Here is a 24,199-nt window from a genome sequence, read left to right on the forward strand (position 1 = left end):
CACCTACACCCCGCACAGCGCCCCGGCCGCCACGCGCGACACCCCGCCCGACACCCTGCACCCCGGCCACCGCACGCGCGGAGCCGGCGCGCCTCTGCCTCAAGCCGTCTCCTTCTCCGCCTCCTCCGCCTCCAGGTGCGCGGCGACGAGTACGGCGAACTCCTCCGGCGTGGCGATCCGGACGCCGAGGCCTTCCGCCTTGGTGCGCTTCGAGCCCGCCTTCTCCCCGGCGACGAGCAGGCTGGTGCGCCCGGAGACGCTGGACGAGGACTTCCCGCCCGCACGCTCGACGAGTTCGTTCATCTGGTTGCGGGAGAGCTTCTCCAGCGCGCCGGTCATCGCCCCGGTGACCACGACGGTCATCCCGGCCAGGGGCAGTTGCGACGCGCCGTCGCCGCCCGGGCCGACGTCCCCGACGGCGTCCCCGTCGGTGGCGGTGGCCGATTCCTCCGTGCCTGGCTCCGGCGGCGGGGTGGCGCCCGGCTCCGTCATGTTGACGCCCGCCTTCACCAGCTTCTCGATCAGTGGGGCCAGTTCCACCAGTTCGGCGACGACGGCCGACGCCTTCTCCGTGCCGATGCCGTCCACCCGCTGGAGCGTCTCGGAGTCGGCGGCGGTGATCCGGTCCATCGTGGCGAAGTACCGGGCGATGCGGCGGGACATGGAGCGGCCGGTGCCGCGTATGCCGAGGGCGCAGAAGACCCGGGAGAGCGGGCGGGAGCGCGCGGTGTCGATGGCCGTGAGGAGGTTGTCCGTGGAGGTCTCGCCCATGCGCTCCAGGCCGAGCAACTGTTCGCGTTTCAGGGTGAAGAGATCGGCGAGGTCCTGGACGAGCCCCGCTTCGACGAGCTGGACGACCCGGGTGGCGCCCAGCCCCTCGATGTCGAGCTGGTCCCGTCCGGCCGCGTACGAGAGGGAGGCGACCAGGCGGCAGTCACGGCCCCGGACGCACCGCCAGCGCTGCTCGCTCGTGTCGATCGCGGAGCCGCACTGCGGGCAGAACTCCGGGAACTCGATCGGCCTCTCCTCACCCGTCCGGAGGTGGACGGCGGGGGCCTCCACGCGGGGGATGATGTCGCCCGCCTTGTGGACCATCACCATGTCGCCGAGGCGCAGGTCGCGGCGGGTGATGTCGGCGGGGTTGTGCAGGGTGGCGAAGCCGACCGTGGAACCGTCGATCTCCACGGGCTCCAGCACGGCACGCGGGGCGATGATGCCCGTACGCCCGACGTTCCACTCGACGGAGAGCAGCCGGGTGACCTTCTCCACGGCGGGGAGTTTGTACGCGATGGCCCAGCGCGGCGCGCGCGTGCCGTTGCCCGCGGCGCGCTGGTCGGCGGCGAGGTCCGCCTTGATGACGATGCCGTCGATGCCGAAGGCCAGCGAAGCCCGGAGCGCGCCGATCTCCTCGACCCGGGCGAGTACGTCCTCCACCGTGCCGAGGGTGCGCGGGGCGACCGGGGTGTCCGCCGCCGTGTGCACGCCGAGGTCCGCGACGTACCCGAGGATCTCGCTGTGCGGCAGTTCGGCCAGTCGCTCGGCGAGCTCGCCGGAGTCCGGGAGCGGGAGCGCCCCGTACGCGAAGAAGGTCATCTCGACGCGGTAGGGCCGGTCCTTGGCGCGCAGGGTGCCCGCGGCGCCGTTGCGCGGGTTGACGAAGGGGGACCCTCCGTGGGCGGTACGGACCGTGTTGGCCTGCTCGAACTGCTCGGTGGTCATGAGTATTTCGCCGCGCACTTCGACGGTGACCGGCGCCGCGAGCTTCTCGGGCAGTCCGAGGACGGTCCCGATGGCGTGCGAGACGTCCTCGCCGGCGGTGCCGTCGCCGCGGGTGACGAGCTGCTCCAGCCGGCCCGCGCGGTAACGGGCGGCAACGGCGAGGCCGTCGAGCTTGGGCTCGACGCTCCACGCCTCGACGGGTCTGCCTATGCGGCGCTCCAGGGAGGCGGTCCAGCCGGCGAACTGCTCGCCGGAGAAGACGTTGTCCAGCGAGAGCATCGGAGCGGTGTGCGGGACGTCCCCGACCGCCGCGCCGCCCGCGACCTTGCCAGTGGGCGAGGCGGCCAGCACGTCCTCGGGGTGCGCCGCCTCGTACGCGGCGATCGCGCGCGCCAGGCGGTCGTACGCGTCGTCGTCGAGCGCGCTGTCGCCGGAGGCGTAGTACGCGGCGGCGGCGCGGGCGGCCTCCTCGACGGCGGCGGCGTAGGCGGTGGCGTCGGCGAGCGGGACGGCTGAGTTCGTCATGGCCACCATCCTGCCGCCCACCACTGACAACGGCCCCGGCGAGCGGTGTCGGCCGGTCCCTCCGCCCCGAAGATCGCCTTCTGCCGCGGGCGCACGGGCCGGGCCCCCACCGGTCCCGGTATAAATGCTGCATGACTGCCGATGTGTCACCTCCCCTGCGTCCCGCGACCCTGGAGGACGTCGCCGCGGTGGCCGGTGTTTCCCGGGCCACCGTCTCCCGGGTGATCAACGGCGCGACCACGGTCGATCCGGTGCTGCGCCAAGTCGTCGAGGAGGCGGTCGTCGCCACGGGGTACGTACCGAACCGCGCGGCGCGTTCGCTGGTGACCCGGCGCACCGACTCGATCGCACTGGTGGTCTCCGAGCGTGAACGCCGCACGGTGGCCGAGCCGTTCGTCGGGCGGATGTTCTCCGACCCGCACTTCGGGCGGGTCGTCACCGGTCTGCTGGACGTGTTGCGCCCGGCGGGCATCCAGATGGTGCTGATGCTGGCGGACGACGCGGTCTCCCGTGGGCAGTTGCTGTCGTACCTGCGGCAAGGGCATGTCGACGGAGTGGTGTTGATCTCCTCGCACGCCGACGACCCGTTGCCCGGGCTGTTGCACGGGACGCGGCTGCCCGCCGTACTGGCGAGCGCGCCGGCGCAGCCCACGCCGCTCACGCACGTGGAGGCCGATCAGCACGCCGGGGCGGGTCTCGCGGCGGACCATCTGGTGGCGCTGGGGCGCCGGCGGCTGGTGACGGTGGCGGGTCCGCAGGACCGGCCCGCGGGCCGGGCCCGGCTGAGCGGGTTCCTGGAGGCGCTGGCGGCGCACGGGATCACGGACGTACCGAGCGCCGAGGGCGACTTCACGCACGCGGGCGGGGCGTCGGCGATGAAGCGGCTGCTGGGCGACCGTCCCGATCTGGACGGGGTGTTCGTCGCGTCGGACCTGATGGCGCTGGGCGCGCTGCCGGTCCTGCTGCGGGCCGGTCTCGACGTGCCGTCCGACGTGGCGGTGGTGGGGTTCGACGACAGCAGCGCGGCGCTGGCCTGCGATCCGCCCCTGACGACGGTGCGCCAGCCGGTGGAGGAGATGGCGGCCGAGATGGCGCGGCTGCTGCTGCGGCAGATACGCACCTCCGAGGCGCCCGCGCCGTCCGTCGTGTTCCCGCCGGTGCTGGTGGGCCGGGAGTCGGCCTGAGCGGGCCGGAGACCCGAACGGGCCGGAGACCCGAACGGGCCGGAGACCCGAGCGGGCCGGAGGGCCGTGAACGGCCCGGCGCCGTCAGCCCCGCGGGGGATGGACCCTCCCGGCGCCGGGGTCCGGCGGCGTGGTGTCCGCGGCAGGCGGGTCCGCCTCGCCCCGCGCGCCCGGCAGCGGCCGGTCGGGGTGGGAGAGGCCCGCGACACCCTCGGGGCGCAGCGGCACCTGGGGTCCGGAGGGTTCCCGCAGCCAGCGTCTGAGCACCCGGTGGACGGCCTCGGCGCCGACCGGGCCGATGTGCGGCGCCGTGACCGGGGCGCCCGGCCCTTCCGTACGGGACGCCTTCGCTTCGGCGGCGAGTACGTCGAGCGGGTCGGTCATCCCGCGCGGCCACAGCAGGAACGGCCGTGACTGCGGGCCGCCGAGTCCGCCGTGCGAGCCGATCTGCTCCTCGAAGGCGTGCACCCGGTCCGTCGCGGGGTCGTACATCGAGTTCACCATGACGTCGGCGACGTGCGGGAACGTGTCGGTGCGGCGTATCGCGTCCGCCGCGCCGGGGCCAAAGCCGGTGAGGGGTCCCTCGTCGTCACGCAGTCCGGCCACCGGCACTTCGGCCCCGCCTGCTCCGAGGACGACCGAGCCGTGCCGCTCGCTGCGGACCAGCAGGAAGCCGATCCCCGGGTGGTTCGCCAGGGTGCCGAGCAGGGCCGGGTGGCGGCGGTCGATCTCCTCGCGGGAGGCGCGGCCCCCGATGCCGGGGAACGAGATGAGGCCGAGGTTGCCGGAGGCCAGGACGACCGGGTCGGACGCGGCGGAGGCGGGCTCCGTCTCCGTCCCCTGCACCGGCCGGTGGAGTGCGATGCGCACCGCGTCGCGGGCCTCGGAGGCGCTGAGGGTGCGCTGTGCGCGCCGGGGCACCGGAAGGCCGCAGCCCGCCCGTACGAGGTCCTTCAGCGTCAGCCCGTACCGGCCGGCGAAGGTCTCTCCGAGGCTCTGGCCGTGATCGGAGAGGAGCACGATCCGGTACGCGCGCGGGGTGTGTTCGGTGATCTTGGTGATGAGGGCGAGGGAGCGGTCGAGCCGGGCGAGGACCTTGTCGGCGTCGCGGCTGTACGGCCCCGAGTGGTGGGCCACCTCGTCGTAGGCGACGAGGTCGGCGTAGACGGCGGTCCGTCCGGCGAACATGTCTCCGATGACGGCGGCGACCACGACGTCGCGTTCGAGGACGGTCGCGAAGGCCCGGATGAAGGGGTAGAGGCCGCCGCGCTTGATGCGCGGGGTCTCCTTGCGCAGCCTGGACCGGGTGGACTGGCCGATCTCGCGGCCGACCTCGGCGACGAAGGAGAGGGCGGTACGGACGGCGTTGGCCGGGTCGGAGAAGTAGGCGAAGTAGCCCGCGCGCGACCTGCGGCCCTTGCCGCGCCGCCCGGCCATCGACAGGACGAGGGCGAGCTGGTCGGCTCCTCCGCTGAAGAGGTTGCCCCGGCTGGCGCCGTCGAAGGAGAGCAGGCCGCCGTCGTGGGTGCGCGCGAGGGCCCGGCGCTGGAGTTCGAGGGCGCTGGCGGGGCGGCTGGAGACCATCACGGTGCCGGTCTCCTTCTCGTACCACCGGAAGGCCGGCACGTCGTGGTTGGTGCCGTGCAGCAGGGCGAGCTGGCTGGCGCCGGTCTGGCTGGACCAGTCGGTGCGCCAGGGGGTGATCCGGTGTCCGCCGGGGTCGGCGAGCCAGCCGGCCACCGTGGGCATCAGTCCCCCGGCGGCGGCCCTCGTCAGGACGTCGTGGCCGACCCCGTCGAGCTGGATGAAGACCGTGCCGGGCGGTCCGCTCCGGCCGTTCCCCTCGGTTCCGGGGAGACGTTTGCGCCGCCGGTCGGCGAGGCGGGAGAGCCGCCGCCGGTAGGCGTCGTCGTCCCGGACCGCGAGTGCGGTGGAGGCCGCCGAGGCGACCGCGGACATCACCGCCGCCACGACCACGGCGGTCTCCGGGTTCGCCGTGCCGCGCCCGTCCGGAATCAGCCGGAGGGCCAGGATCAGCAGGGAGCCGTTGAGGAAGAACACCAGCGCGCCGAGGACGAACGCGGGGACCACCAGCAGCGCTCGGACCACGACGGGCCAGACGAGGGCGGAGAGGAGTCCGAAGGCGCCCGCTCCCCAGGCGGCGGTGAACGCGGTCTTGGTGATGGTGTCGCCGTTGTCGGACTGGAGCTGGAAGTCGGGGAGGACGCCCGCCAGGGCGAGCATCGTCAGGGCGGACACCGCCCACACCGCCGTCACCCGCAGCAGGGCACTTCCCGCCCTGCGCCATCGCCCGGCTCCCACGCCCGCTCCGCCTTCCCTGCGTCCGGGCCGGTCGGTCCAAGGCGTGCCCCGGGACACCTCCGGGGCCCGCCCACCAGCTTCGCACAGCCTTTCCCCGACGTCGGTGGTCCGGTCCCCGGGCACAGGTGTACGCCCGGCGGGAGGGGGCAGACCCCGGGTCGGCGCCCGATGCGGGAGGCATAGGCTCGTACGGGCTGCCCGCACGCGGAAAGCGGCGGCGGAGCGGGCCGGGAAGAGCGGACAGAGGAGGCGGGGCGCCGGTGGAGGTCACCTGGTGGGGTCATGCCACCTGCACGATCGAGGACTCCGGGGTGCGGGTGCTGACCGACCCGCTCTTCGTCCGCCGCTTCGCGCACCTGCGCCGCAGGGCCGGAGCGGTCCCGCCGCCGTCGGCGGCGCTGGCCGATGTGGTCCTCGTCTCCCACCTCCACTCCGACCACCTGCACCTGCCGTCGCTGGCACGGGTCGCCCCCGGTACCCGGCTGATCGTGCCGGGCGGAGCGGTCCGCTCGGTACCCGGTCTGCGGGTGGTGCGGCGGATGCGCGATCTGCGGATCACCGAGGTGGCGCCCGGGGACACGGTGAGGATCGGTGCGGTGACCGTACGCGCCGTGCCCGCCGAGCACGACGGCCGCCGCCTCCCGGTCGGCCCGCGACGGGTCGCGGCGCTCGGCTACGTGGTGGAGGGCGAGGCCCGTACGTATTTCGCCGGGGACACCGGCCTGTTCGAGGAGATGGCGAAGGAAGTGGGTCCGGTCGACGTGGCGCTGCTGCCGGTGGGCGGTTGGGGACCGAATCTGGGGCCCGGCCATCTGAACGCGGCCCGGGCGGCCGAGGCCCTGGCGCGGCTCGCTCCCCGCTCGGCGGTGCCGGTGCACTGGGGCACGTACTGGCCGGTCGGCATGGACGGGGTCCGCCCGCACGAGTTCCACTCCCCCGGCGCCGAGTTCGTACGGCAGGCGGCGCTGCTGGCGCCCGAGGTGGCGGTCCACCTGCCGGCGCACGGCGAGCCGGTCCTGCCGGAGGTCCACCGGTGATCATAAACCAACTGGCGCAGCTGCCGACCGAGGGGACCCAGCAGGCCGTCGGGTATCCGACGCTCTTCGCGCTGGTGGCGCTGGGCTCCCTGGTGCCGGTGGTGCCGACGGGAGCGCTGGTGAGTTCGGCGGGCGTCGTGGCGTTCCACCAGACCTCGCCGTTCTCCCTGCTGTTCGTCTTCCTCACCGCGGCCACGGCGGCGTTCCTCGGTGACATCTGCCTGTACTGGCTCGGCAAGCGCGGTGTCCACTCCCGGAGCGGCTCGAAGTGGCTGAAGGTCATCACCGACCGGGCCGCTCCGGAACGGCTGGCGCAGGCGCAGCGGAAGCTGGACGAGCACGGGGTGATGGTGCTGGTGCTGTCGCGGCTGGTACCGGCGGGCCGGATACCGGTGATGCTGGCGTGCCTGCTGGGCGAGATGCCGCTGCACCGGTTCGCCCGGGGTGACGTTCCGGCCTGTCTCGCCTGGGCGGCCACGTACCAGCTGATCGGCATCCTGGGCGGTTCGCTCTTCCCGGAACCGTGGCAGGGCGTGGTGGCCGCGGTGGCGTTGACCCTGCTGATCAGCGGGGTGCCGGCCGGGTGGCGCGGCCTGCGGGCGCGGTTCGGGCACTGAGGGACCCGCGGGAACACGTGCCGGCGCCCCCGAGCGGCGCACCCCCGGGAAGGGCGTACCGGGCGGGCGGCGCCCCGTCAGAACGCGAGGGCGTTTCCCCTTCCCGTCCCCCGCGCCCCGGCGTACGCGACGGCCGCCGCGGCCACGTCGAGCGCGGCGTGCCCGGTGGACTTGAAGACCGTCAGCTCGGCGGCGGTGCGGCGGCCCGGGTGACTGCCGGAGAGGACCGCGCCGAGGAGGGTGGCCCGGCCGGGCGGCAGGCCCTGGAGTTCGTGGGCACCGGCGGGCAGCGGGGCGGTGGCGGCTCCGGCCCACTCGACGAAGAGCGAGCCGTCGTCCACGGTCCGGGCGTCCAGCTCGGGCCCGTGGGAACCGCCGACCGAGCCGACGTGGGCCCCCTCGGCCAGCCAGGAGCGCCGGAGCACCGGTTCGCGCGCTCCGGTGCAGCAGAGGACCGCGCCGGAGCCGCGTACGGCGCCCTCGACGGTGTCGGCCGTGGCGCGCGGGTGCCGGGCGGCGAGGGCCCGGGCGCGTTCCGGGTGCCGGCCGCCGACCACGACGGGGGTGTCCGGGTCCTGCCGGGCCAGCAGGTCGAGCTGGGCGGCGGCCTGGACGCCGGTACCCAGTACGGCGATGCGGTTCAGGTCCGGCCGGGCGAGGGTGCGCAGGGCGAGCGTCGCGGTGGCGGCGGTGCGGACGGCGGTGATGCTTCCGGCGTCCATCACCGCCAGCGGCCGTCCGTCCCGCTCGTCGAAGAGGGCGACCACGCCCCGGTGGGAGCTGCGTCCGGGGTTGGCGGGGTCGGCGAAGACGGAGACCAGCTTGGCGGCGAGGCCGAGGCCGGGGACGTGCGCGGGCATCACGCCGAGAAGCCCGGCCGGGGCCTCGGCGGCGATCCTCGGCGGGGCGGACACCGTTCCCCCGGCCACCGCGACGAGCGCGTGGGTGAGCGCCTCGGCCAGCCGGTCCGGGTCGAGCCCGGCCCGGGTCTGTGCCGCGTCCAGGACGAGCACCTCGTCGGTCATGCGTCCTCTCCTTCGTCGGCCCGCTCCACGGGCTCCGCCGCCACCGCGTCCACGCCCAGGATCTCCGCGAGGGCGGCGGTGGCGTCCAGCAGCGCGGCGCGCAGCGCGGTCAGCGACGGCTCGTCGAACTCCGCGTCGGGTCCGACCACGGTGAGTGCGCAGAGCGGCCTGCCGGGGCCGGCGAGTACCGCGCGGCCGACGGAGGCGACGAGAGCCTCGTTGCGGCCGCGCTCGACCGCGAAGCCGGTCAGCTCCGCCCTGGCCAGGTCGCTGAGCAGTCCCTCGGGGCCCTGCATCGGGTGTCCGGCTTCCGAGGCGGGCCGCAGGTAGGGGGCGCGTGCCCCGGGCGGCAGGGCGGCGACCAGGGCCAGCGGTCCGGCGAACCGGTGCACGGGCAGCGTCCGATCGGTGAGCAGGCTGATCATCTCCAACCGCGCGGGCCGGACCGCGTCGAGTACCCGGGAGCGGTCGTGCTCCAGCACCTGGAGGTTGACCATCATGCCGGTGCCGGCGGCGAGCGCCTCCAGTACCGGGCGGGCCAGCGTCACGAGGGAGTTGGCGACGGCGGTACGTGAGAACCGTAGCGCCGCCGCACCCGGCAGGTAGTGGTCCCCCGAGCGCAGCACCCAGCCGCGGCGGACCAGGTCGGCGAGGACCCGGTAGGCGGTCGGCCGGTGCAGCCCGACCTCGTCGGCGATCTCGCTCAGCCGGAGCGGACGATCGGAGCGCGAGACCGCTTCCACGAGGTCGAGCGCCTTGTCGACGGCCGAATTGGAGGACTTGGGCATCCTCGTCCCGCCTCTCCTCAACTGGTGTTCGGCTCCCGGATTCACGGCACAACCTTGCCGGTCACGGGAGTAAGGACGGTAGCGTACGTTTCCACAGACGGAACCAGCATGACAACAGATGTAATTCACCAGGCCGCGGATGCGGTGTTGACGAGAGGTGTGACCCGATGGCTCACGAGGATGTCGGCGCTCCCGCCCCCTTCGCCGCTCCGGCGGAGGGGACCGTGGTGCTGTACCGGGGGGCCACGCTGATCGACGGCACGGGCGGCGGCGCGCGGCCCGGCACGTCGATCGTGGTGGACGGCGAGCGCATCAGGACGGTCGCGCCGGACGGCGGGATCTCCGTCGCCCTGCTCGCGGAGGCCGAAGTCGTCGATCTGCAGGGCGCGTTCGTCGTGCCGGGGCTGATCGACTCGCACCAGCACATCGCCACTCCCCCCAACCGCCCCGTCGCCGAGGCCGCGTTGCGCCGCCAGGTCTACGGCGGCGTGACCGCGATCCGCGACATGGCCGACGACCTGCGGCACATCGCCGACCTGGCACGGGGCACGCTGGTGGGCGAGATCCCCGGCCCGGACATCCACTACGCGGCGCTCACCGCCGGTCCCGGGTTCTTCGACGACCCGCGCACCTGGCAGGTCTCGCAGGGCGCGGAGCCCGGTCGGGTGCCGTGGATGCAGGCGATCACCGAGGAGACCGACCTGCCGCTGGCCGTCGCGCGGGCCGCGGGCACGTACGCCACCGCCGTCAAGATCTACGCGGACCTCCCGGCTCCCCTGGTCGCGGCGATCACCGCCGAGGCCCACCGGCAGGGGCTCGGCGTCTGGGCGCACGCGGCGGTGTTCCCCGCCTCCCCGGCCGAGGTGGTGGCGGCCGGGGTGGACTCGGTCTCCCATGTCCACCTGCTGGTCCACGAGTTCGCCGAGCGGGCGCTGACCACGTACAAGGACAAACCCCCGGTGGACCGGAACCGCTTCCTGGGCGGCGACGACCCGGAGATGGCCGGTCTGTTCGCGCGGATGCGGGAGCGGGGCACCGTGCTCGACGCGACGAACACGCTCTGGGAGTGGCTCGCCGACGACGCGGACACCCCCGGGGAGAAGACCCGGGCCCAGGAGAACGCGGAACTCTCGGCGGCCCTCACGGCGCAGGCGTACCGGGCGGGCGTGGAGATCAGCACCGGCACCGACTGGGAGACCGCCCCCGGGCAGCCTTTCCCTTCGGTGCACGACGAGTTGGTCTTCCTGGTCGAGCGGTGCGGCATGTCCGCCGCGCACGCCATCCGTTCGGCCACCCTGGTCGGGGCGCGCAGCATGGGCGCGGAGGACTCCATGGGGACCGTCGCCGAGGGCAAGCTCGCCAACTTCGTGGTGCTGAAGGACGATCCGCTGGCCGACATCCGCAATCTGCGTACCGTCGTCTCGGTGGTGAAGCGCGGACTGCGTCTCGACCGGGCGGAGTTCACCTCGGAGAACACTCCGATCACGGCACAGGAAGGAACGAACCTCCGATGACCACCTCCTCCACCTCTGTCAGCGGCATGCTGATCGTCAACGCCTTGGGCGAGCTGCAGAACCCCAACGCCCCCGAGGCCGCCGAGGGGGCGGGCCGGCTCCTCCAGACCGTCGACGAACTGGCCGTCGACGGACGGGCCATCGCGGAGGCGCACGCCTCCGGGATGAACGCCGTCAACATCACGCTCGGTTACGTGATGGGCGACATGCCCCCGTACGAGCACACGCTGCACGAACTCGACGTGTGGGACGGGCTGATCGCCACGCACCCGGACGATCTGCTGCACGTGCGCACCGCGTCCGATCTCCACCGGGCGAAGGACGAGGGCCGGATCGGGGTGATCTACGGCTTCCAGAACGGCGTCGCGGTCGGTGACGACCTCGGCCGCATCGCCACCTTTCAGCAACGCGGCGTCCGGGTCTTCCAGTTGACGTACAACCAGGCGAACCACCTGGGCGACGGCTCGATGGCGCCGGAGAACCGGGGGCTGACCCCGTTCGGCCGCGAGGTGGTCGAGGCTCTGGGAGAGAGCCGCATGATGGTGGACCTGTCGCACAGCGGCGAGAACACCTGCCTGGAGGCGGCACGGATATCCTCCCAACCCGTTTCGATCAACCACACGGGCTGCCGGGCGGTCACCGACCTGCCGCGCAACAAGACCGACGAGGAGCTGCGGCTCGTCGCCGGGCGCGGGGGCTTCGTCGGGATCTACTTCATGCCCTTCCTCAATTCCACCGGTCACGCCACGGCCGCCGACGTGGTCGAGCACATCGCGCACGCGGTGGACGTCTGCGGCGAGGACGCCGTCGGCATAGGCACCGACGGCCCGGTCACCGCCATCGACGACCTGGACGCCTACGCCGCCACGCTCGCGGCACACGTCGCCGAGCGGCAGGCCGCGGGCGTCGGCGCCGCGGGCGAACGGGCCGACACCTACCCCTTCGTGGTCGACCTGCGCGGGGTGGAGCAGTTCCGCGAGCTGATCCGGCTGCTGGAGAAGCGTGGGTACGGCTCCGGGCGCATCGAGAAGATCCTCGGCCGGAACTTCGCCGCCTACGCGGAGCGCGTCTGGGGCTGACGGCGGTGTGGCGGTACGGCCGTTCCCACGCGGTTCAGGCCGGCTCGCCGAACACGCGCGAGCCGCCGATGGGCAGGTCCCAGAGGCGCTCGCGCGGGTGGCCCGCACGGTGCCAGGCGGCCCGCAGCCGCACCAGAGGTTCCAGTACGGGCTCGGCGGAGAGCAGGAAGGTCGCCCAGTGCATCGGCGCCATCGCCCTGGCACCGAGGTCCTCGTACGCCCGCACCGCCTCCTCGGGGTCGGTGTGCACGTCGGCGAGCCACCACCGGGGCGCGTACGCGCCGATCGGCAGCAGCGCCAGATCGATACCCGGGTGGTGGCGGCCGATCTCCCGGAACCAGTGGCCGTATCCGGTGTCCCCGGCGAAGTAGACCTTGCGTCCCGGCACCCCCGGGGCGTTCGTCGTGTCGGTGAGGACCCAGCCGCCCCACAGCGACCGGCAGGTGTCGAAGAGGGTGCGCCGCGACCAGTGGTGCGCGGGGACGAACGCGAAGCGCACGCCCCTCAGGTCGGCCGTCTCCCACCAGTCGAGCTCGGTGACCCGGGTGAACTTGCGGCGCCTGAACCACCGGGCGAGCCCGGCCGGCACGAACACCGGTGTGTCGCGCGGGAGTCGGCGGAGCGTGGGTGCGTCCAGGTGGTCGAAGTGGTTGTGGCTGACGACGACCGCGTCGACCGGCGGGAGGGCCTCCCAGGCCACGCCCACCGGGGTGATCCGCGCCGGGGTTCCGAGGATGCGCCGGGACCACACGGGGTCGGTGAGGACGGTCAGCCCGCCGATGCGGACGATCCAGCTGGCGTGCCCGGCCCAGGTGACGGCGTCCTGGCCGGACGGGGGCAGCGGGGCCGGGTCGAACGGCAGCAGGTGGACGCCCCGGAGCCCTGCCGCGTCGGGCCGCAGCGAGCGTTCGCGGACCAGACGGGTCATGGCTCTGATGCCCGGCAAAGGCGCGGTGAGCCGGTCGGCGAAGCTCCTCGGCCAGACGCGCTCGCCTGCGGGCGGGCGTCCGGTCCGCGCGCCGGTGTCCTCCTGGGGCTCCCGGTCCGCGTCGGTACGGAAGGGCCCGGTCTGTTCGGTCATCGCGGGTCTCCCGTCACCGGAGTTCGTCGAAGGCCGCTGCGAACATGCTCAGCGCGTTTGCGACGTGCGGCAATTCCAACGGCGCCGCTGCGGTGAGGGAGGCGGCCCTCTGGTCGGGCGTCGCGCCCACCAGATGGCCGGTTCCCAGGCGTGCCCGCAGCGCGCCCAGCTCGTCGCCGAACCGGTGCCCGCCCGGGGCCGGGGCACCGAGCCGTTCGGTGAGGTACTCCTCCAGCTCCATGGAGTCCGTGACCCCGCGCCCGGCCAGCCCGGTGCGCAGCGGCCCGAGGTCGGCGTAGAGGTGCCGGCCCGCCTGCGGGGGCCTCGCCAGGGCCCCGGCGGCCAGCAGGGCTCGATGGGCGGCGGCGGCGATCTGTGACTGGAGCCGTGCGGCCTGCCGGATCCGGCAGGCGACCGCCTCCGGCTCGCGCAGGGCGTGCGCGGCGGCCCGGGCGACCGGCGTCGCGACGAGGGCGCCCAGCGCGGTGAGCACGTCGAGGGTACGGGCGCGGTGTGCGGCCCCCCGGCGGGTGGCGGGGAACCGCGCCACCGCGGCGGGCCAGGCGGCGGGGGCGAGGGCGCCCGAGAGGTCGGTGAGGACGGTGACGTCGTCGGGGCACATCTCGGCGGGGCTGAGCAGCACGGTGTCGTACGGCCGGTGCAGGGTGTCGCGCCAGGTCTCGTCGCTGATGATGTGCAGGCCCTCGGCGACGGCCGCCTCGCACGCCTCGCGGACGAGTTCGGGCGGCGCGACGGTGGCGGTGGGGTCGTCGGCCACGGAGAGCACGAGCAGACGCGGGCGCCCGCCCTCGGCGCGTACCCGGCGGACGGTCTCCAGCAGGGCGTACGGGTCGGGTACACCACCGCATTCGGCGGGCGTCGGTACGTGGTAGGCGGGCCGGCCGAGCAGTCCGGCCGGTGGGATCCAGGCCGCCGGGCAGGGTCTGGGCATGAGGACGTCTCCGCCGTGGGCGGCGATGAGCCCGAGCAGCAGCGCCCGGGTGCCCGGGGCGGCGGCGATGTCCGAAGGGTTGCCGCCCAGTCCCCGCCGGGCCCAGTAGGCGCAGGCCGCCTCACGCAGGACCGTTCCGCCACCCGGGGGTTCCGGCCGGGTGTCTCCCGCGGCGGCGGCCAGCACGCCGACCAGTCCGGGGAGGGCGGGGAGCCCCGGGTCGGGGACGGGCGGGCCGTAGCGGACCGGGCCGTGGTCCTCCCGCGCGTCGTGCGGGCCGTGGTCGTCCGGCATGCCGTGCGGGCCGTGGTCGTCCGGCATGCCGTGCGGGCCGTACTCGGTCCGGTGCATGGCCCTCCTCGTCCGCCTCCGCCCCCGTGTGGTTCCCCGAGTCCGTCGGGCCCTTTATACGGAGGTTTCGGCCGGAGTGCCCGCGCAGCGCACCAGCCAGGACAAGGCGGGCGCGGGGCGTGGAGCGGGGCGCCCCGCCCGGAGAAGCGGGCGATCACTGTCAGTCGTGCGCACTAACATCACCTCATACGCTTGATGATCCCTTGGGTGAAGTGAGAGCTTTTCTTGAAGATATCCAGAGTCGGCACCCTGCTCGCCGCCGCAGCCGTCGCCCCTGCCTTCCTGCTGTCCTCCCCCGCTTCTGCGGCGGAGACGACCGACGGGACCACGGCCGCAGCCGCAGCCGCAGGCACCTCGTCGTCGTCCTCGGACGGTGAGGACCAGGACCAGGCGGAGAAGGACCGGATCGAGATCCTTCGGCTCATCGGCGCGGCGGAGAAGGGCTCCGTGGTGGCCGAGGAGGGCAGCGCGGCGATCGACGGAGGTCCGGAGGCGATGCGCGCGTTCCTGACGACCGGCCAGTTCAGCGCCCGGGACACGGACAACCGGATCGCCGTCGCACGCATCATCGGCGTCGGCGGCCGCGGAGTGCAGGAAGCGGGCAAGGCCGCACTCAGGGGCACACCCGAGGACCGCGTCGCCTTCCTGGAGACGGGGCAGTACGAGGCCCGCGACGACGACAACCGGGTGCTCGTCGCCCAGCTCATCGGTCAGGGCGGCCCCTCGGTGCGGGAGGCTGGCAAGGCCGCACTCAGGGGCACGCCCGAGGACCGCGTCGCCTTCCTGGAAACGGGCCAGCACGAGGCCCGCGACACGGACAACAGTGTGCTGGTCTCGCAGATCGTCAACGCGGGCGGACCCCACGTCAGGGAGGCGGGCGAGGCGGCCCTGAAGGGCACGCCCGAGGACCGCGTCGCCTTCCTGGAAACGGGGCAGTACGAGGCCCGCACGCAGGACGAGAAGGACGCCGCGGCACCGGGCACCGGCTCCACGGACGGTGACGGCGGGACCACCGGCACCGACGGCACGGGGCCCGGCACGGGAAGCGGTGACCTGACCGGCGGGACCACCGGCGCCGACTCGGGCGCCGCGTCCACCGGCGGCGGCACGGTCGAACCCGTCTCCGACGACAAGGGCACGGACGCCACCGCCGCCTCTGCTTCCGGCGCGGGTTCGGCCGGTCCGGACGGCAACGCGAACGTGACGGCGCAGGGCGGCGGACCGCTCGCCTCCACCGGCACGGAACCCGCCACGGGTCTCGCCCTCGGCGGCGGAGCCGCCGCGATCGTGGCCGGCGGAGCCCTGGTGGTCGCCGCGCGCCGACGCCGTGCGGGTGCGGCGGGCTGACGGTACGACCGACAGGACGGCCGGTGCACCTCTGAGCGGGGAGGCACCGGCCGTTCGCGTGGCCGGGCGCGCGCCGGCCGGTTGCCGCCGCGAGGCGCTGACGAACGCTCGGCCGGCCCCGACGCGCCCGGGGCGAACAGGCACCGGCCGCCCCGGGCACACGCCCGGACGGCCTCTTCCGCGCGCCTCCTGGTTCAGGGCGGCGGGACCGGGTATCCGCTGAGCCATGTCCACACGCCCTCTGCCCACCACCTTCACCTCGTCCGACCGGCTCAAGGGCTGGCTCCAGCGGCGCGACCTGAGCGCGTTCCAGGGGGTCGCCGAACGGCACTGGCCGGGCGCCGAAGCCGTACTGCCCCGACTCAGCCGGAGCGCCAACCATGGCCTGCTGTGGTTCGGCGCCGCCGCGGGCATCGCCACGCTGGGCGGCAGCGCACGGGCACGCCGGGCCGCGCTGCGCGGCGTGGCCTCGCTCGCCCTCGCCTCCGCCGCCATCAACACGGTCGGCAAGGGCGCGGTGCGGCGGGACCGGCCGGTGCTCGACATGGTTCCGGTGATACGGCGGCTGAAGCGGCAGCCGATCACCACGTCCTTCCCGTCCGGGCACGCCGCGTCCGCCGCCGCGTTCGCCACCGGGGTGGCCCTGGAGTCCCTGGGCTGGGGCGCGGTCGTCGCCCCGGTGGCCGCGGCGGTGGCGGCTTCCCGGGTCTACACCGGGGTGCACTATCCGAGCGACGTCGTGGCGGGCGCCGCGCTCGGCGTGGGCGCGGCCTTCGCGCTGCGCGGGGTGGTACCGACCAGGGGTCAGCTCCCCGCCCCCGGCCGGCCGCCCACGGAGGCCCCGTCGCTCCCCGCCGGCGAGGGCCTGGTGGTGGTCGTCAACGAGCGGTCGGGGACCGCGAGGGGTACGGCTTCACTCGTCCGGGACGCGCTGCCGATGGCCGAGGTGGTGGAGTGCGCACCCGAAGCCCTGGCGGACGCGTTCGCCGAGGCGGTCTCCAGGGGGCGGGCGCTCGGGGTCTGCGGCGGCGACGGCACGGTCAACCTGGCGGCGTCCGTCGCCGCGACCCACGGGGTCCCGCTGGCGGTGTTTCCCGGTGGCACCCTCAACCACTTCGCGTACGACCTCGGCATCGAGACGGTGCACGACACGGTGGCGGCCATGAAGGCCGGTGACGCGGTCCGGGTCGACCTCGGACGCTTCCGTCCCGGCCCGCACGGGCCCGAGGGCGCGGACGGTTACTTCCTCAACGCCTTCAGTCTCGGCGTCTATCCGGAGCTCGTACGGAAGCGGGAGCACTGGGCGCCCCGGATCGGCGGGTGGCCCGCCGGGATGCTCGCGGCCTTCCAGGTGCTGCGCGGGGAACGCCCCCTGGAGGCGGAACTCCAGGGCAAGCGACGCCCGTTGTGGCTGCTCTTCGTCGGCAACGGGCTCTTCCAGCGGGTCGGCCCCGCGCCCGGCAGGCGCCACAACCTGGCGGACGGCCTGCTGGACGTACGGGTGGTCCACGGCGGCCGGACCCCCGGGCTGCGGCTGATCGCGGCGGCCGTGGCCGGCCCGCTCACCCGCTCCCCCGTGCACGCGGCGGAACGGCGCCGGCGGGTCAGGATCGCCGGGCTGCCGCCGGGGACTCCGTACGCGTACGACGGTGAAGTGGCCCACTCGGGCACGGAGCTGCTCGTCGACAAGCTTCCCGAGGCGCTGACGGTCTACTGCCCCATGCCGGTCTGACCCTTTGCGGGCGGGCCGGGCCTCACCGGTGCGCGCCCGGAGCCTTCGGCCGGCACGTACCGCCCGGACCGGCCGTACGGGTCGGCCCGGGGCGGTACCCGCTCTCCCGCGTACGGCCCCTGCCCCTCACACCCCCGTGCGGGCCCGGGGCCGTACGCGGGCGAACGGGGCGCCCGTGGGGCGCGCGCGGAGGGCGCGGGGTGGGGCAGCGGCCGTAGCCGCCACGAGACGGTCAGGCGTCAGGGTCGGCTTCGGGGTGTGTGAACCGCAGCGGTTTGGCCAGCGACCGGGCGTAGGCGATCTCGGCCCGGGTGCTGTCCCCGACGTAGTCGCCGACGACGAGCACCTCGTCCGCGAGCCGGATCTTCGCCCGGTGAAGATCGTCGAGTCGGGCCTTCAGTGCCTCGGCCTCGACAGGATCGGACCAGAGTCCGTGCGGCGACTTCAGGTCACAGCCCGGCCTGACGACGATCTTCCCGGCTCCGGTCTCCAGCAGATCCGCCTCGGTCATCTCGGCCATGAAGCGGGTGGAGCCGCAGATCACCACGATGTGCGGGAGGTTCAGCAGCTTCTTCGCATCGGCGAGCTTCTCCTCGGGGGTGGGCAGGTTCGGGTACGACACCGGTTCCTCCTGGTGGTGCGATTGAAGTGCCTGCGGAGACAAGAACGAGGGTGCCGGCCGGCAGCCACTGGACCAGTGCTCCGATGCGGGGGAGGACGCCGTCCTGGAACGGTTCCACCTCGACCGGCAGCGCGGAGAGGCCCTGCCCCACGGGCCCGGCCCACCGCCTCTCGCCGAGGTCTTCGGACTCGGCGAGAAGACCCCGATGCGCTGCGCGGACTCCGCACGGTCCCTGCTGGAACAGGCCGCTGAACAGAACCTCCGGTGAAATCTGCTCGACCGGGACGCACCTGGAGGGGAATCATGAGCGAATGACGTCGACCGAAGCGGCGGCGATCGCTCTGCAGGACCATGCCGCCCTCTGGAGTGCAGGAGAAGTCCGCGCGGGTGATGTCGTCGACGCCGCCTGTGAGGCGCTCGTCGCCGGACTCGACTCCCCCGGCCTTCGGATTCTCGCCGCGTGCACGCGCGCCGAGGCGGACTACGAGCTCCACGACCTGCTGCCCGCGGCACTCGGCGAACTCGGCCTCAGCTTCCATCCGGCCGGCAGTGAGGCCGGCCAGGAAGCAGCCGTGCGAGCGCTCGCACGGCGCATGCTCGCCGGAGAGCTCACGCCTCGGGAGTTCACCTTCCGGATTCACCAGCGCCACGGACATGAGCTGCCCCTGACCGAGCGCCTCGCCGCACTCGACGACGAGTACGACATCCTCGACTACGGCGACAGAACCTCGGACCAGGTCGATGCCGAGGTCACGGTCGAAGCCCGCCGCCTCGCAGGCCGCCCGGCGGTTCCCGCCGGGCCCGCGGATGCGCCCGACCGAGCCGCACGGACCGACCCGCGAGTTTCCCGCTGAACCGACGTCCGTTTCCCCGAGCCACAGGGCTCCGAGGACCCGGGGAACCACGCGACCGTTCACAGGACCGCAGGACGAGGCGTACCGGGGTTCGGGTTCCCTGCACGTCCCGTTCCGCGGAACGCATCCGTGCGCCCGGCACCGGCCCCGCACCGCCCACACCAGGACCCGCAGTTCGGCGACCGTGCAGGTCGGCTCGGTGCGGCACCGGTTCAGCACCCCTTCTCGCGACGATCACCCCGAGCAGGCATCTGGAGCCACCATCAATGTCTCACATGACAAGACGCGTATCTCATCATGCGGCACACGGCGTACCGTGGGGACATCGCTCGACGTAGCGCTCGGAGAGAGGACATTCGGCATGCCGAAGGAAACCGCCGTCTACACCCATGGCCACCACGAGTCGGTGCTCCGCTCGCACCGCTGGCGCACCGCCGAGAACTCGGCGGCCTATCTGCTCGGTGAACTCAAGCCGGGAATGTCCGTACTGGACGTGGGCTGCGGGCCGGGGACGATCACGGCCGATCTGGCCGCCCTGGTCGCGCCGGGCGTCGTGACCGGCGTCGAGACCAACCAGGACATCCTCGACCAGGCTGCCGGTGCCGCCCGCGAACGCGGGCTGGAGAACGTCTCGTTCGCCGTCGCCGACGTCCACGCCCTGGACTACCCGGACGACTCCTTCGACGTGGTCCACGCCCATCAGGTGCTCCAGCACGTCGGCGACCCCGTCCAGGCGCTGCGAGAGATGCGCCGGGTCTGCCGCCCCGGCGGGATCGTGGCCGCCAGGGACAGCGACTACGCGGCGATGACCTGGTATCCGGAAGTACCGGGCATGGAGGCGTGGTTGACCCTGTACCGGCAGGTGGCCCGCGCCAACGGCGGCGAGCCCGACGCCGGGCGCAGACTCCTCTCCTGGGCCCGGCAGGCCGGCTTCACCGACATCACCCCGACGGCCGCCGCCTGGTGTTACGCCACGCCGGAGAGCAGAAGCTGGTGGAGCGGGCTGTGGGCGGACCGTACCGTCGCCTCCGCCTACGCGAAGAGGGCGATCGAGGGCGGCCACGCCACGGCGGAGAGTCTCACGGCGGCAGCGGCGGCGTGGCGCGCCTGGGGCGAGGCGGGCGACGGCTGGTTCATGGTGCCGCACGGTGAAGTGCTCTGCCGGGTGTGACCGGGGGCGGGGTTCCCCGGCCCCCGCTGGCCGGCGGCCTCGCGGACCGACGTCCCCACGCCCCCGCGGCCCGTCGCGTCGGTCCGGACCGGCGCGCCCGGTCGGACCGGCTCGCCCGGTCGGACCGCCGCGAATCGATCACGCGGCCCCGGAGCCCCAACTAACCTCGTGGGCATGGACATCCTGGGAACCACGCTACGCATCTGCGTCGACGACCTGGAGGCCTCGGTGGCCTTCTACGAGGGCATCACCGGCACCCGAGCACTGCGCTTCGAGCGCGGCGGGGTGTCGGTCGCCGCGATCGGCTGCTTCCTGCTCATGAGCGGGCCCGAGACCGAGCTGGAGGTGCTGCGCAAGGTGGCGGCCACCATCGCGGTCAAGGACGTGGACGAGGCCCGCGAGGCGCTCACCCGGGCGGGTGCGCACATCGTCGCGGGGCCTGTCCCGACGCCTGCGGGCCGCAACCTGATCGCCCTGCACCCGGACGGCTCGGTCTTCGAGTACGCGGACCGCAACGCCGTCGTCTGACCCGCCCCCGGTGCGTGCGAGCCCGCCGGCCCGGCCGCCGACCGGCGTCCTTCGCTCCGCCGGGCTCGTGCGGAACACACGGGACCGTGGACCCGGGGCGGTCTCCGGGCCCACGGTGCCACCCTCAGGGCTGTCCCGCGAACGCCCTCACCACCAGGGCCGTGAGGAGCGCAGCCGCCGTGCCCAGTTGGCCGGGACAGGGATCGTGGATCGTGACGTCGCGCCACGCACCGGGACGAGCCGGCTTCCGTACGATTCCCTGCTCGCGCGAGCCCCCGCGCGCGCTCGCGGCGACCGGGTACGCCGCCAGGGGCGGGGCCTCGCCCCCGGGTCGGAGGGTGCGTCGACGACGATATTCCGCACGCCTCCCGTCCTTCCCGCCGTAACCTGGGCCGCGAACGGATGTCGCCGCGGGACGTACGCGTGGGAATCACACCCTCGCGCGGCGGAGATCCGGCACGGCCGGAGAGCCGCCGGCAGAAGTACGGCTCGGAAGAAGTACGGCGCAGGAGAAGGCAGGGCACCACGATGGGTACGCAGCACACATACCGGGTGATCGTCCGGGGCACCTGGGACGGGCTGACGGACGAGGCGCGGTCCCGGCTGCTCGCCGAGGTGGCGGATCACGGCCTCACCTCCATGCAGTTCACCGAGGAGGGTTCGCTCACCTACGACACCGTGCTGAAGCACTTCAGCTTCCGGTACATCGTCGTGTCGGACGCCGAGGACGGCGAGGAGATGGCGTCCGCGCTTGCCGAGGAGCGCGCGGAGACCGCGCTCGCGGCCCAGGGCTTCGGTTACGGACCGCTGCGCTCCACCGCGACGGACATGGACACCATGAAGGTCAACTACAAGGGCCGCCGGAGTCCCGGGGCCGCCTGACACAGGCGAGACGGCTGAGGGGCTCCTCGGCGAGGAGCAGCACGAGCCCGGCGGCGGCGACGCACAGGCCGAGGACGGCGACGCCGTGCGGGCCGTGGGCGCCCAGGACGCTCCCGCCGAAGAAGGATCCGGCGGCGATGCCCGCCTGGAACGCGGCGGAACCGGTCGCGGAGGCGACGTCCACGTTGCCCGGTGCGATGTGCAGGATCCGGCTGGCGAGCGCGGTGAGCATGGCGGACAGGGCCGGCAGGAGCAGCGTCACCGCCGCGACCGAGGCGGCGGGACGGGTTCCGGCCACCACGAGGAGCGCCAGGGCGGCGGTCACCACGGCCACTGATCCGGTCATGGTGGCGCGGGTGCTGCGGGCGGACAGCATCCCGGACAGGCTGGTGCCGATCACCCCTCCCACCGCGAACACCCCGCCGACGGAGTGCGGGGAGATCCCCGCGACGTCGGTGAGGAAGACGGTGACGTACGTGTAGAAGGTGAAGAACCCGCCGATGACCACGGCGGTCACCACCACGAGGAGCAGGAACCGGAAGCGGTCGGGCGCCGGGGCGGTCGCGGCCGGGTTCCTCTCGACCGGCATCGAGGGCAGCATGCCCGCCACGACGATCCCGGCGATCAGCCCCGGTCAGCTCATCAGCACGAACGGCACGCGCCAGTCGGTCTGCTGTCCGAGCCAGGTTCCGGCGGGCGCGCCCAGCACCTGGGCGAGCGACGACCCGCCGAAGAGCGTGGCCACCACCTCGGCCCGCACCCGCACGGGGAACATGCCGGCGGCGGCCGAGGCGACCACCGACCACATCACCGCGTGGGTCAGCGCGATCAGCACGCGCGCCCCCAGCAGGACGCCGTATCCGGGCGCCGTACCGCAGAGCAGCGTCGCTCCCGTGAAGAGGGCCAGCAGGCGCCGGCGGGGAATCCGCCGGGTCATCGCGGTCAACGGGACGGCGGTCGCCATCACGACGAGGCCGTATCCGGTCACCAGGAAGCCCACGGACGACAGCGACACCCCGAGGCCCTGCGCGATCTGCGGCAGCAGCCCCACCGGCAGGGCCTCGACCGTGGCGAAGGCGAAGAGTGCGAGCGACAGCCCGGCCACCGCGACGAGCGCCCGCCCTCGGGACACCTGCGCCGGCCCCTCCGCTTCCGCCTGCACCGGAGCCTCCGTTTCCGCCTGCGGCGAGCCCGTGTCCGTGGTCACGACCGGGCGCTCCTTCACCCGGCTCCGCCTCCCCCTCCGGGCCACCCGCGCCACGGTCCCCGGGGCGAGCGGGTACGCGAACGGATGAGGGCCTCTCGTCCGGAACATGCTGGGCTCGCAGCAGAAGACCACCCGAAAGTCGCCATGTCAACGTCGAAACTTTCGAATGCCGTACGCCCCCATGGCAGTTCCGCACGGAGACCGCCGACTCACGCGACACACCCGTCCGGCATCAGGGCACTCTCGCCGACGCCCGGTCAGCTCGAAGCCGACACGCTTGCGCGGGGCGGGAGTTGAGAGTGGGCATGGTGTTACCGACCGATCGCCGGGGCGTGATGCGATCGTAACCGGGCCGTGCGGGCGAGGGGCTGGTGGCGGGTCGACCGGTCCGCGTATGTTGCCGCCCACAACATTCAACGCCCGCGTACGCAGCACGTGTTCGCAGCGTTGCCGGTAATCCGTCACTGCCGACCCGTGCGACCGGCGCCGGACGGCCGTACCCCCAGAAAGGGGCCCTTCCGATGCGCAAGGGACTTGTCCTCGTCGGCACCTCCATGGTGCTCATGACATCGCTCGCCGCCTGTGGCAGCTCCTCCGGTGACGACGGAGCCGGCGACGGTACCAAGAAGCCGAAGATCGGTGTGATCCTTCCGGACAGCAAGTCGTCGGCCCGCTGGGAGGACGCGGACCGCCCGTTGCTGACCGCGGCCTTCAAGGCCGCGGGCGTGGACTACGACATCCAGAACGCTGAGGGCGACAAGCAGGCCTTCCAGACCATCGCCGACCAGATGATCACCAAGGGTGTCAACGTCCTGGTGATCGTGAACCTGGACAGCGGCACCGGCAAGGCCGTCCTCGCCAAGGCCAAGTCGCAGGGCGTGGCCACGATCGACTACGACCGGCTGACCCTCGGCGGCTCCGCCCAGTACTACGTGAGCTTCGACAACACGGCCGTCGGCAAGCTCCAGGGCGAGGGCCTCGGCAAGTGCCTGACCGATCTGAAGGCCGAGAAGCCGGTCGTCGCCGAGCTGAACGGCTCCCCCACCGACAACAACGCCACGCTGTTCGCCCAGGGTTACAACAGCGTCCTCGACCCGAAGTACGCCTCCGGCGAGTACGGCAAGGGACCCAACCAGTCGGTTCCGGACTGGGACAACGCCCAGGCCGGCACGGTCTTCGAGCAGATGCTGACCAGCGAGCCCAAGATCGGTGGAGTGCTGGCCGCCAACGACGGCCTCGGCAACGCCGCCATCGCGGTCCTGCGCAAGAACCACCGCAACGGCCAGGTACCCGTCACCGGCCAGGACGCCACCGTCCAGGGCCTGCAGAACATCCTGGCCGGGGACCAGTGCATGACGGTCTACAAGGCCGTGAAGAAGGAGGCGGACGCCACCGCCCGGCTCGCGGTGAGCCTGGCCAAGGGCGAGAAGGGCAAGACCAACGCCACCGTCAACGACCCGGAGGGCAAGCGCGACGTCGCCGCGGTCCTGGAGACCCCGACGGCCATCTACCGGGACAACGTCAAGGACGTCGTGGCCGACGGATACGTGACCAAGGCCGATCTGTGCACCGGCAAGTACGCCGCTCTGTGCGCCAAGTACGGCATCCAGTAGACCATCCCGGCCCGGCAGCCCCGGCCGGGCGTTCCGGCAGACCGTGCCG

21 protein-coding genes are annotated in these 24,199 nt (G+C 73.5%); 12 read left to right on the plus strand and 9 right to left on the minus strand.

Going from position 1 to position 24,199, the window contains the following annotated elements; translation table 11 throughout:
- Nucleotides 1-99: 99 nt before the first annotated feature.
- Nucleotides 100-2,253: an NAD-dependent DNA ligase LigA gene (ligA, locus tag ACFZAX_RS14900; protein ID WP_390961805.1), complete on the minus strand. Its 2,154-nt coding sequence runs from the start codon at nucleotides 2,251-2,253 to the stop codon at nucleotides 100-102.
- A gap of 122 nt (nucleotides 2,254-2,375) precedes the next feature.
- Here ligA and ACFZAX_RS14905 point away from each other — a divergent pair, with 122 nt between their 5' ends.
- Nucleotides 2,376-3,428, plus strand: a complete 1,053-nt coding sequence (locus ACFZAX_RS14905; RefSeq protein ID WP_390961806.1) for a substrate-binding domain-containing protein — start codon at nucleotides 2,376-2,378, stop codon at nucleotides 3,426-3,428.
- An 84-nt stretch (nucleotides 3,429-3,512) separates the two neighbouring features.
- On the opposite strand, the gene ACFZAX_RS14910 is transcribed toward ACFZAX_RS14905, so the two are convergent.
- The gene (locus tag ACFZAX_RS14910) at nucleotides 3,513-5,750 is read right to left on the minus strand and encodes a phage holin family protein (protein ID WP_390961808.1); all 2,238 of its coding nucleotides are present in this window, start codon (nucleotides 5,748-5,750) and stop codon (nucleotides 3,513-3,515) included.
- Nucleotides 5,751-6,010: 260 nt separating this feature from the next.
- On the opposite strand from ACFZAX_RS14910, the gene ACFZAX_RS14915 reads away from it, so the two are divergent.
- Together ACFZAX_RS14915 and ACFZAX_RS14920 are read left to right on the plus strand one after the other, a co-directional pair.
- Nucleotides 6,011-6,787 carry an MBL fold metallo-hydrolase gene (locus ACFZAX_RS14915; RefSeq protein WP_390961810.1) on the plus strand — a complete coding sequence of 259 codons (777 nt, stop codon included), beginning with the start codon at nucleotides 6,011-6,013 and terminating at the stop codon, nucleotides 6,785-6,787.
- On the plus strand, nucleotides 6,784-7,404 hold the full coding sequence (locus ACFZAX_RS14920; protein ID WP_390961811.1) for a VTT domain-containing protein: 621 nt from the start codon (nucleotides 6,784-6,786) through the stop codon (nucleotides 7,402-7,404). The genes ACFZAX_RS14915 and ACFZAX_RS14920 overlap by 4 nt, the downstream gene beginning before the upstream one ends.
- Nucleotides 7,405-7,481: 77 nt before the next feature.
- On the opposite strand, the gene ACFZAX_RS14925 is transcribed toward ACFZAX_RS14920, so the two are convergent.
- A complete protein-coding gene (locus ACFZAX_RS14925; protein ID WP_390961812.1) occupies nucleotides 7,482-8,429 on the minus strand; it encodes an NAD(P)-binding domain-containing protein in 948 nt (315 codons plus the stop codon).
- Nucleotides 8,426-9,217 carry a helix-turn-helix domain-containing protein gene (locus tag ACFZAX_RS14930; RefSeq protein WP_390961813.1) on the minus strand — a complete coding sequence of 264 codons (792 nt, stop codon included), beginning with the start codon at nucleotides 9,215-9,217 and terminating at the stop codon, nucleotides 8,426-8,428. The genes ACFZAX_RS14925 and ACFZAX_RS14930 overlap by 4 nt, the downstream gene beginning before the upstream one ends.
- A gap of 167 nt (nucleotides 9,218-9,384) precedes the next feature.
- On the opposite strand from ACFZAX_RS14930, the gene ACFZAX_RS14935 reads away from it, so the two are divergent.
- Nucleotides 9,385-10,731, plus strand: a complete 1,347-nt coding sequence (locus ACFZAX_RS14935) for an amidohydrolase family protein (RefSeq protein WP_390961815.1) — start codon at nucleotides 9,385-9,387, stop codon at nucleotides 10,729-10,731.
- A complete protein-coding gene (locus ACFZAX_RS14940; RefSeq protein ID WP_390961817.1) occupies nucleotides 10,728-11,810 on the plus strand; it encodes a membrane dipeptidase in 1,083 nt (360 codons plus the stop codon). The genes ACFZAX_RS14935 and ACFZAX_RS14940 overlap by 4 nt, the downstream gene beginning before the upstream one ends.
- 34 nt (nucleotides 11,811-11,844) lie before the next feature.
- Here the strand turns inward: ACFZAX_RS14940 and ACFZAX_RS14945 are convergent, their stop codons facing one another.
- Nucleotides 11,845-12,891 (minus strand): MBL fold metallo-hydrolase, encoded by a 1,047-nt coding sequence (locus ACFZAX_RS14945; RefSeq protein ID WP_390961818.1) that lies wholly within the window; start codon nucleotides 12,889-12,891, stop codon nucleotides 11,845-11,847.
- Between the two features lie 13 nt (nucleotides 12,892-12,904).
- Nucleotides 12,905-14,137 (minus strand): aminotransferase class I/II-fold pyridoxal phosphate-dependent enzyme, encoded by a 1,233-nt coding sequence (locus tag ACFZAX_RS14950; RefSeq protein ID WP_390961935.1) that lies wholly within the window; start codon nucleotides 14,135-14,137, stop codon nucleotides 12,905-12,907.
- A 282-nt stretch (nucleotides 14,138-14,419) separates the two neighbouring features.
- On the opposite strand from ACFZAX_RS14950, the gene ACFZAX_RS14955 reads away from it, so the two are divergent.
- Both ACFZAX_RS14955 and ACFZAX_RS14960 read left to right on the plus strand, forming a co-directional pair.
- Nucleotides 14,420-15,541 carry an LPXTG cell wall anchor domain-containing protein gene (locus ACFZAX_RS14955; protein ID WP_390961819.1) on the plus strand — a complete coding sequence of 374 codons (1,122 nt, stop codon included), beginning with the start codon at nucleotides 14,420-14,422 and terminating at the stop codon, nucleotides 15,539-15,541.
- Between the two features lie 226 nt (nucleotides 15,542-15,767).
- Complete coding sequence (locus ACFZAX_RS14960; protein WP_390961820.1) at nucleotides 15,768-17,273, plus strand: phosphatase PAP2 family protein; 1,506 nt, start codon at nucleotides 15,768-15,770, stop codon at nucleotides 17,271-17,273.
- 232 nt (nucleotides 17,274-17,505) lie between these two features.
- On the opposite strand, the gene ACFZAX_RS14965 is transcribed toward ACFZAX_RS14960, so the two are convergent.
- Nucleotides 17,506-17,895 (minus strand): hypothetical protein, encoded by a 390-nt coding sequence (locus ACFZAX_RS14965; protein ID WP_390961821.1) that lies wholly within the window; start codon nucleotides 17,893-17,895, stop codon nucleotides 17,506-17,508.
- 311 nt (nucleotides 17,896-18,206) lie between these two features.
- Here ACFZAX_RS14965 and ACFZAX_RS14970 point away from each other — a divergent pair, with 311 nt between their 5' ends.
- From ACFZAX_RS14970 to ACFZAX_RS14985, 4 genes are all read left to right on the plus strand, one after another.
- Complete coding sequence (locus ACFZAX_RS14970) at nucleotides 18,207-18,749, plus strand: hypothetical protein (protein WP_390961823.1); 543 nt, start codon at nucleotides 18,207-18,209, stop codon at nucleotides 18,747-18,749.
- Between the two features lie 361 nt (nucleotides 18,750-19,110).
- On the plus strand, nucleotides 19,111-19,920 hold the full coding sequence (locus ACFZAX_RS14975) for a methyltransferase domain-containing protein (protein ID WP_390961825.1): 810 nt from the start codon (nucleotides 19,111-19,113) through the stop codon (nucleotides 19,918-19,920).
- 174 nt (nucleotides 19,921-20,094) lie between these two features.
- Nucleotides 20,095-20,448, plus strand: coding sequence for a VOC family protein (locus ACFZAX_RS14980; RefSeq protein WP_390961826.1), 354 nt, complete (start codon nucleotides 20,095-20,097; stop codon nucleotides 20,446-20,448).
- 528 nt (nucleotides 20,449-20,976) lie between these two features.
- A complete protein-coding gene (locus ACFZAX_RS14985) occupies nucleotides 20,977-21,330 on the plus strand; it encodes a DUF6204 family protein (RefSeq protein WP_390961936.1) in 354 nt (117 codons plus the stop codon).
- Here the strand turns inward: ACFZAX_RS14985 and ACFZAX_RS14990 are convergent.
- A complete protein-coding gene (locus ACFZAX_RS14990) occupies nucleotides 21,293-21,919 on the minus strand; it encodes a hypothetical protein (protein WP_390961827.1) in 627 nt (208 codons plus the stop codon). The two genes, ACFZAX_RS14985 and ACFZAX_RS14990, sit on opposite strands and share 38 nt — an antisense overlap.
- A 45-nt stretch (nucleotides 21,920-21,964) precedes the next feature.
- Nucleotides 21,965-22,537, minus strand: coding sequence for an MFS transporter (locus ACFZAX_RS14995; protein WP_390961829.1), 573 nt, complete (start codon nucleotides 22,535-22,537; stop codon nucleotides 21,965-21,967).
- A gap of 521 nt (nucleotides 22,538-23,058) precedes the next feature.
- On the opposite strand from ACFZAX_RS14995, the gene ACFZAX_RS15000 reads away from it, so the two are divergent.
- Nucleotides 23,059-24,150 (plus strand): substrate-binding domain-containing protein, encoded by a 1,092-nt coding sequence (locus ACFZAX_RS15000; RefSeq protein WP_390961830.1) that lies wholly within the window; start codon nucleotides 23,059-23,061, stop codon nucleotides 24,148-24,150.
- Nucleotides 24,151-24,199: the final 49 nt, after the last annotated feature.

The organism is Streptomyces sp. NPDC008125, assembly GCF_042957125.1.
Lineage (GTDB): Bacteria > Actinomycetota > Actinomycetes > Streptomycetales > Streptomycetaceae > Streptomyces.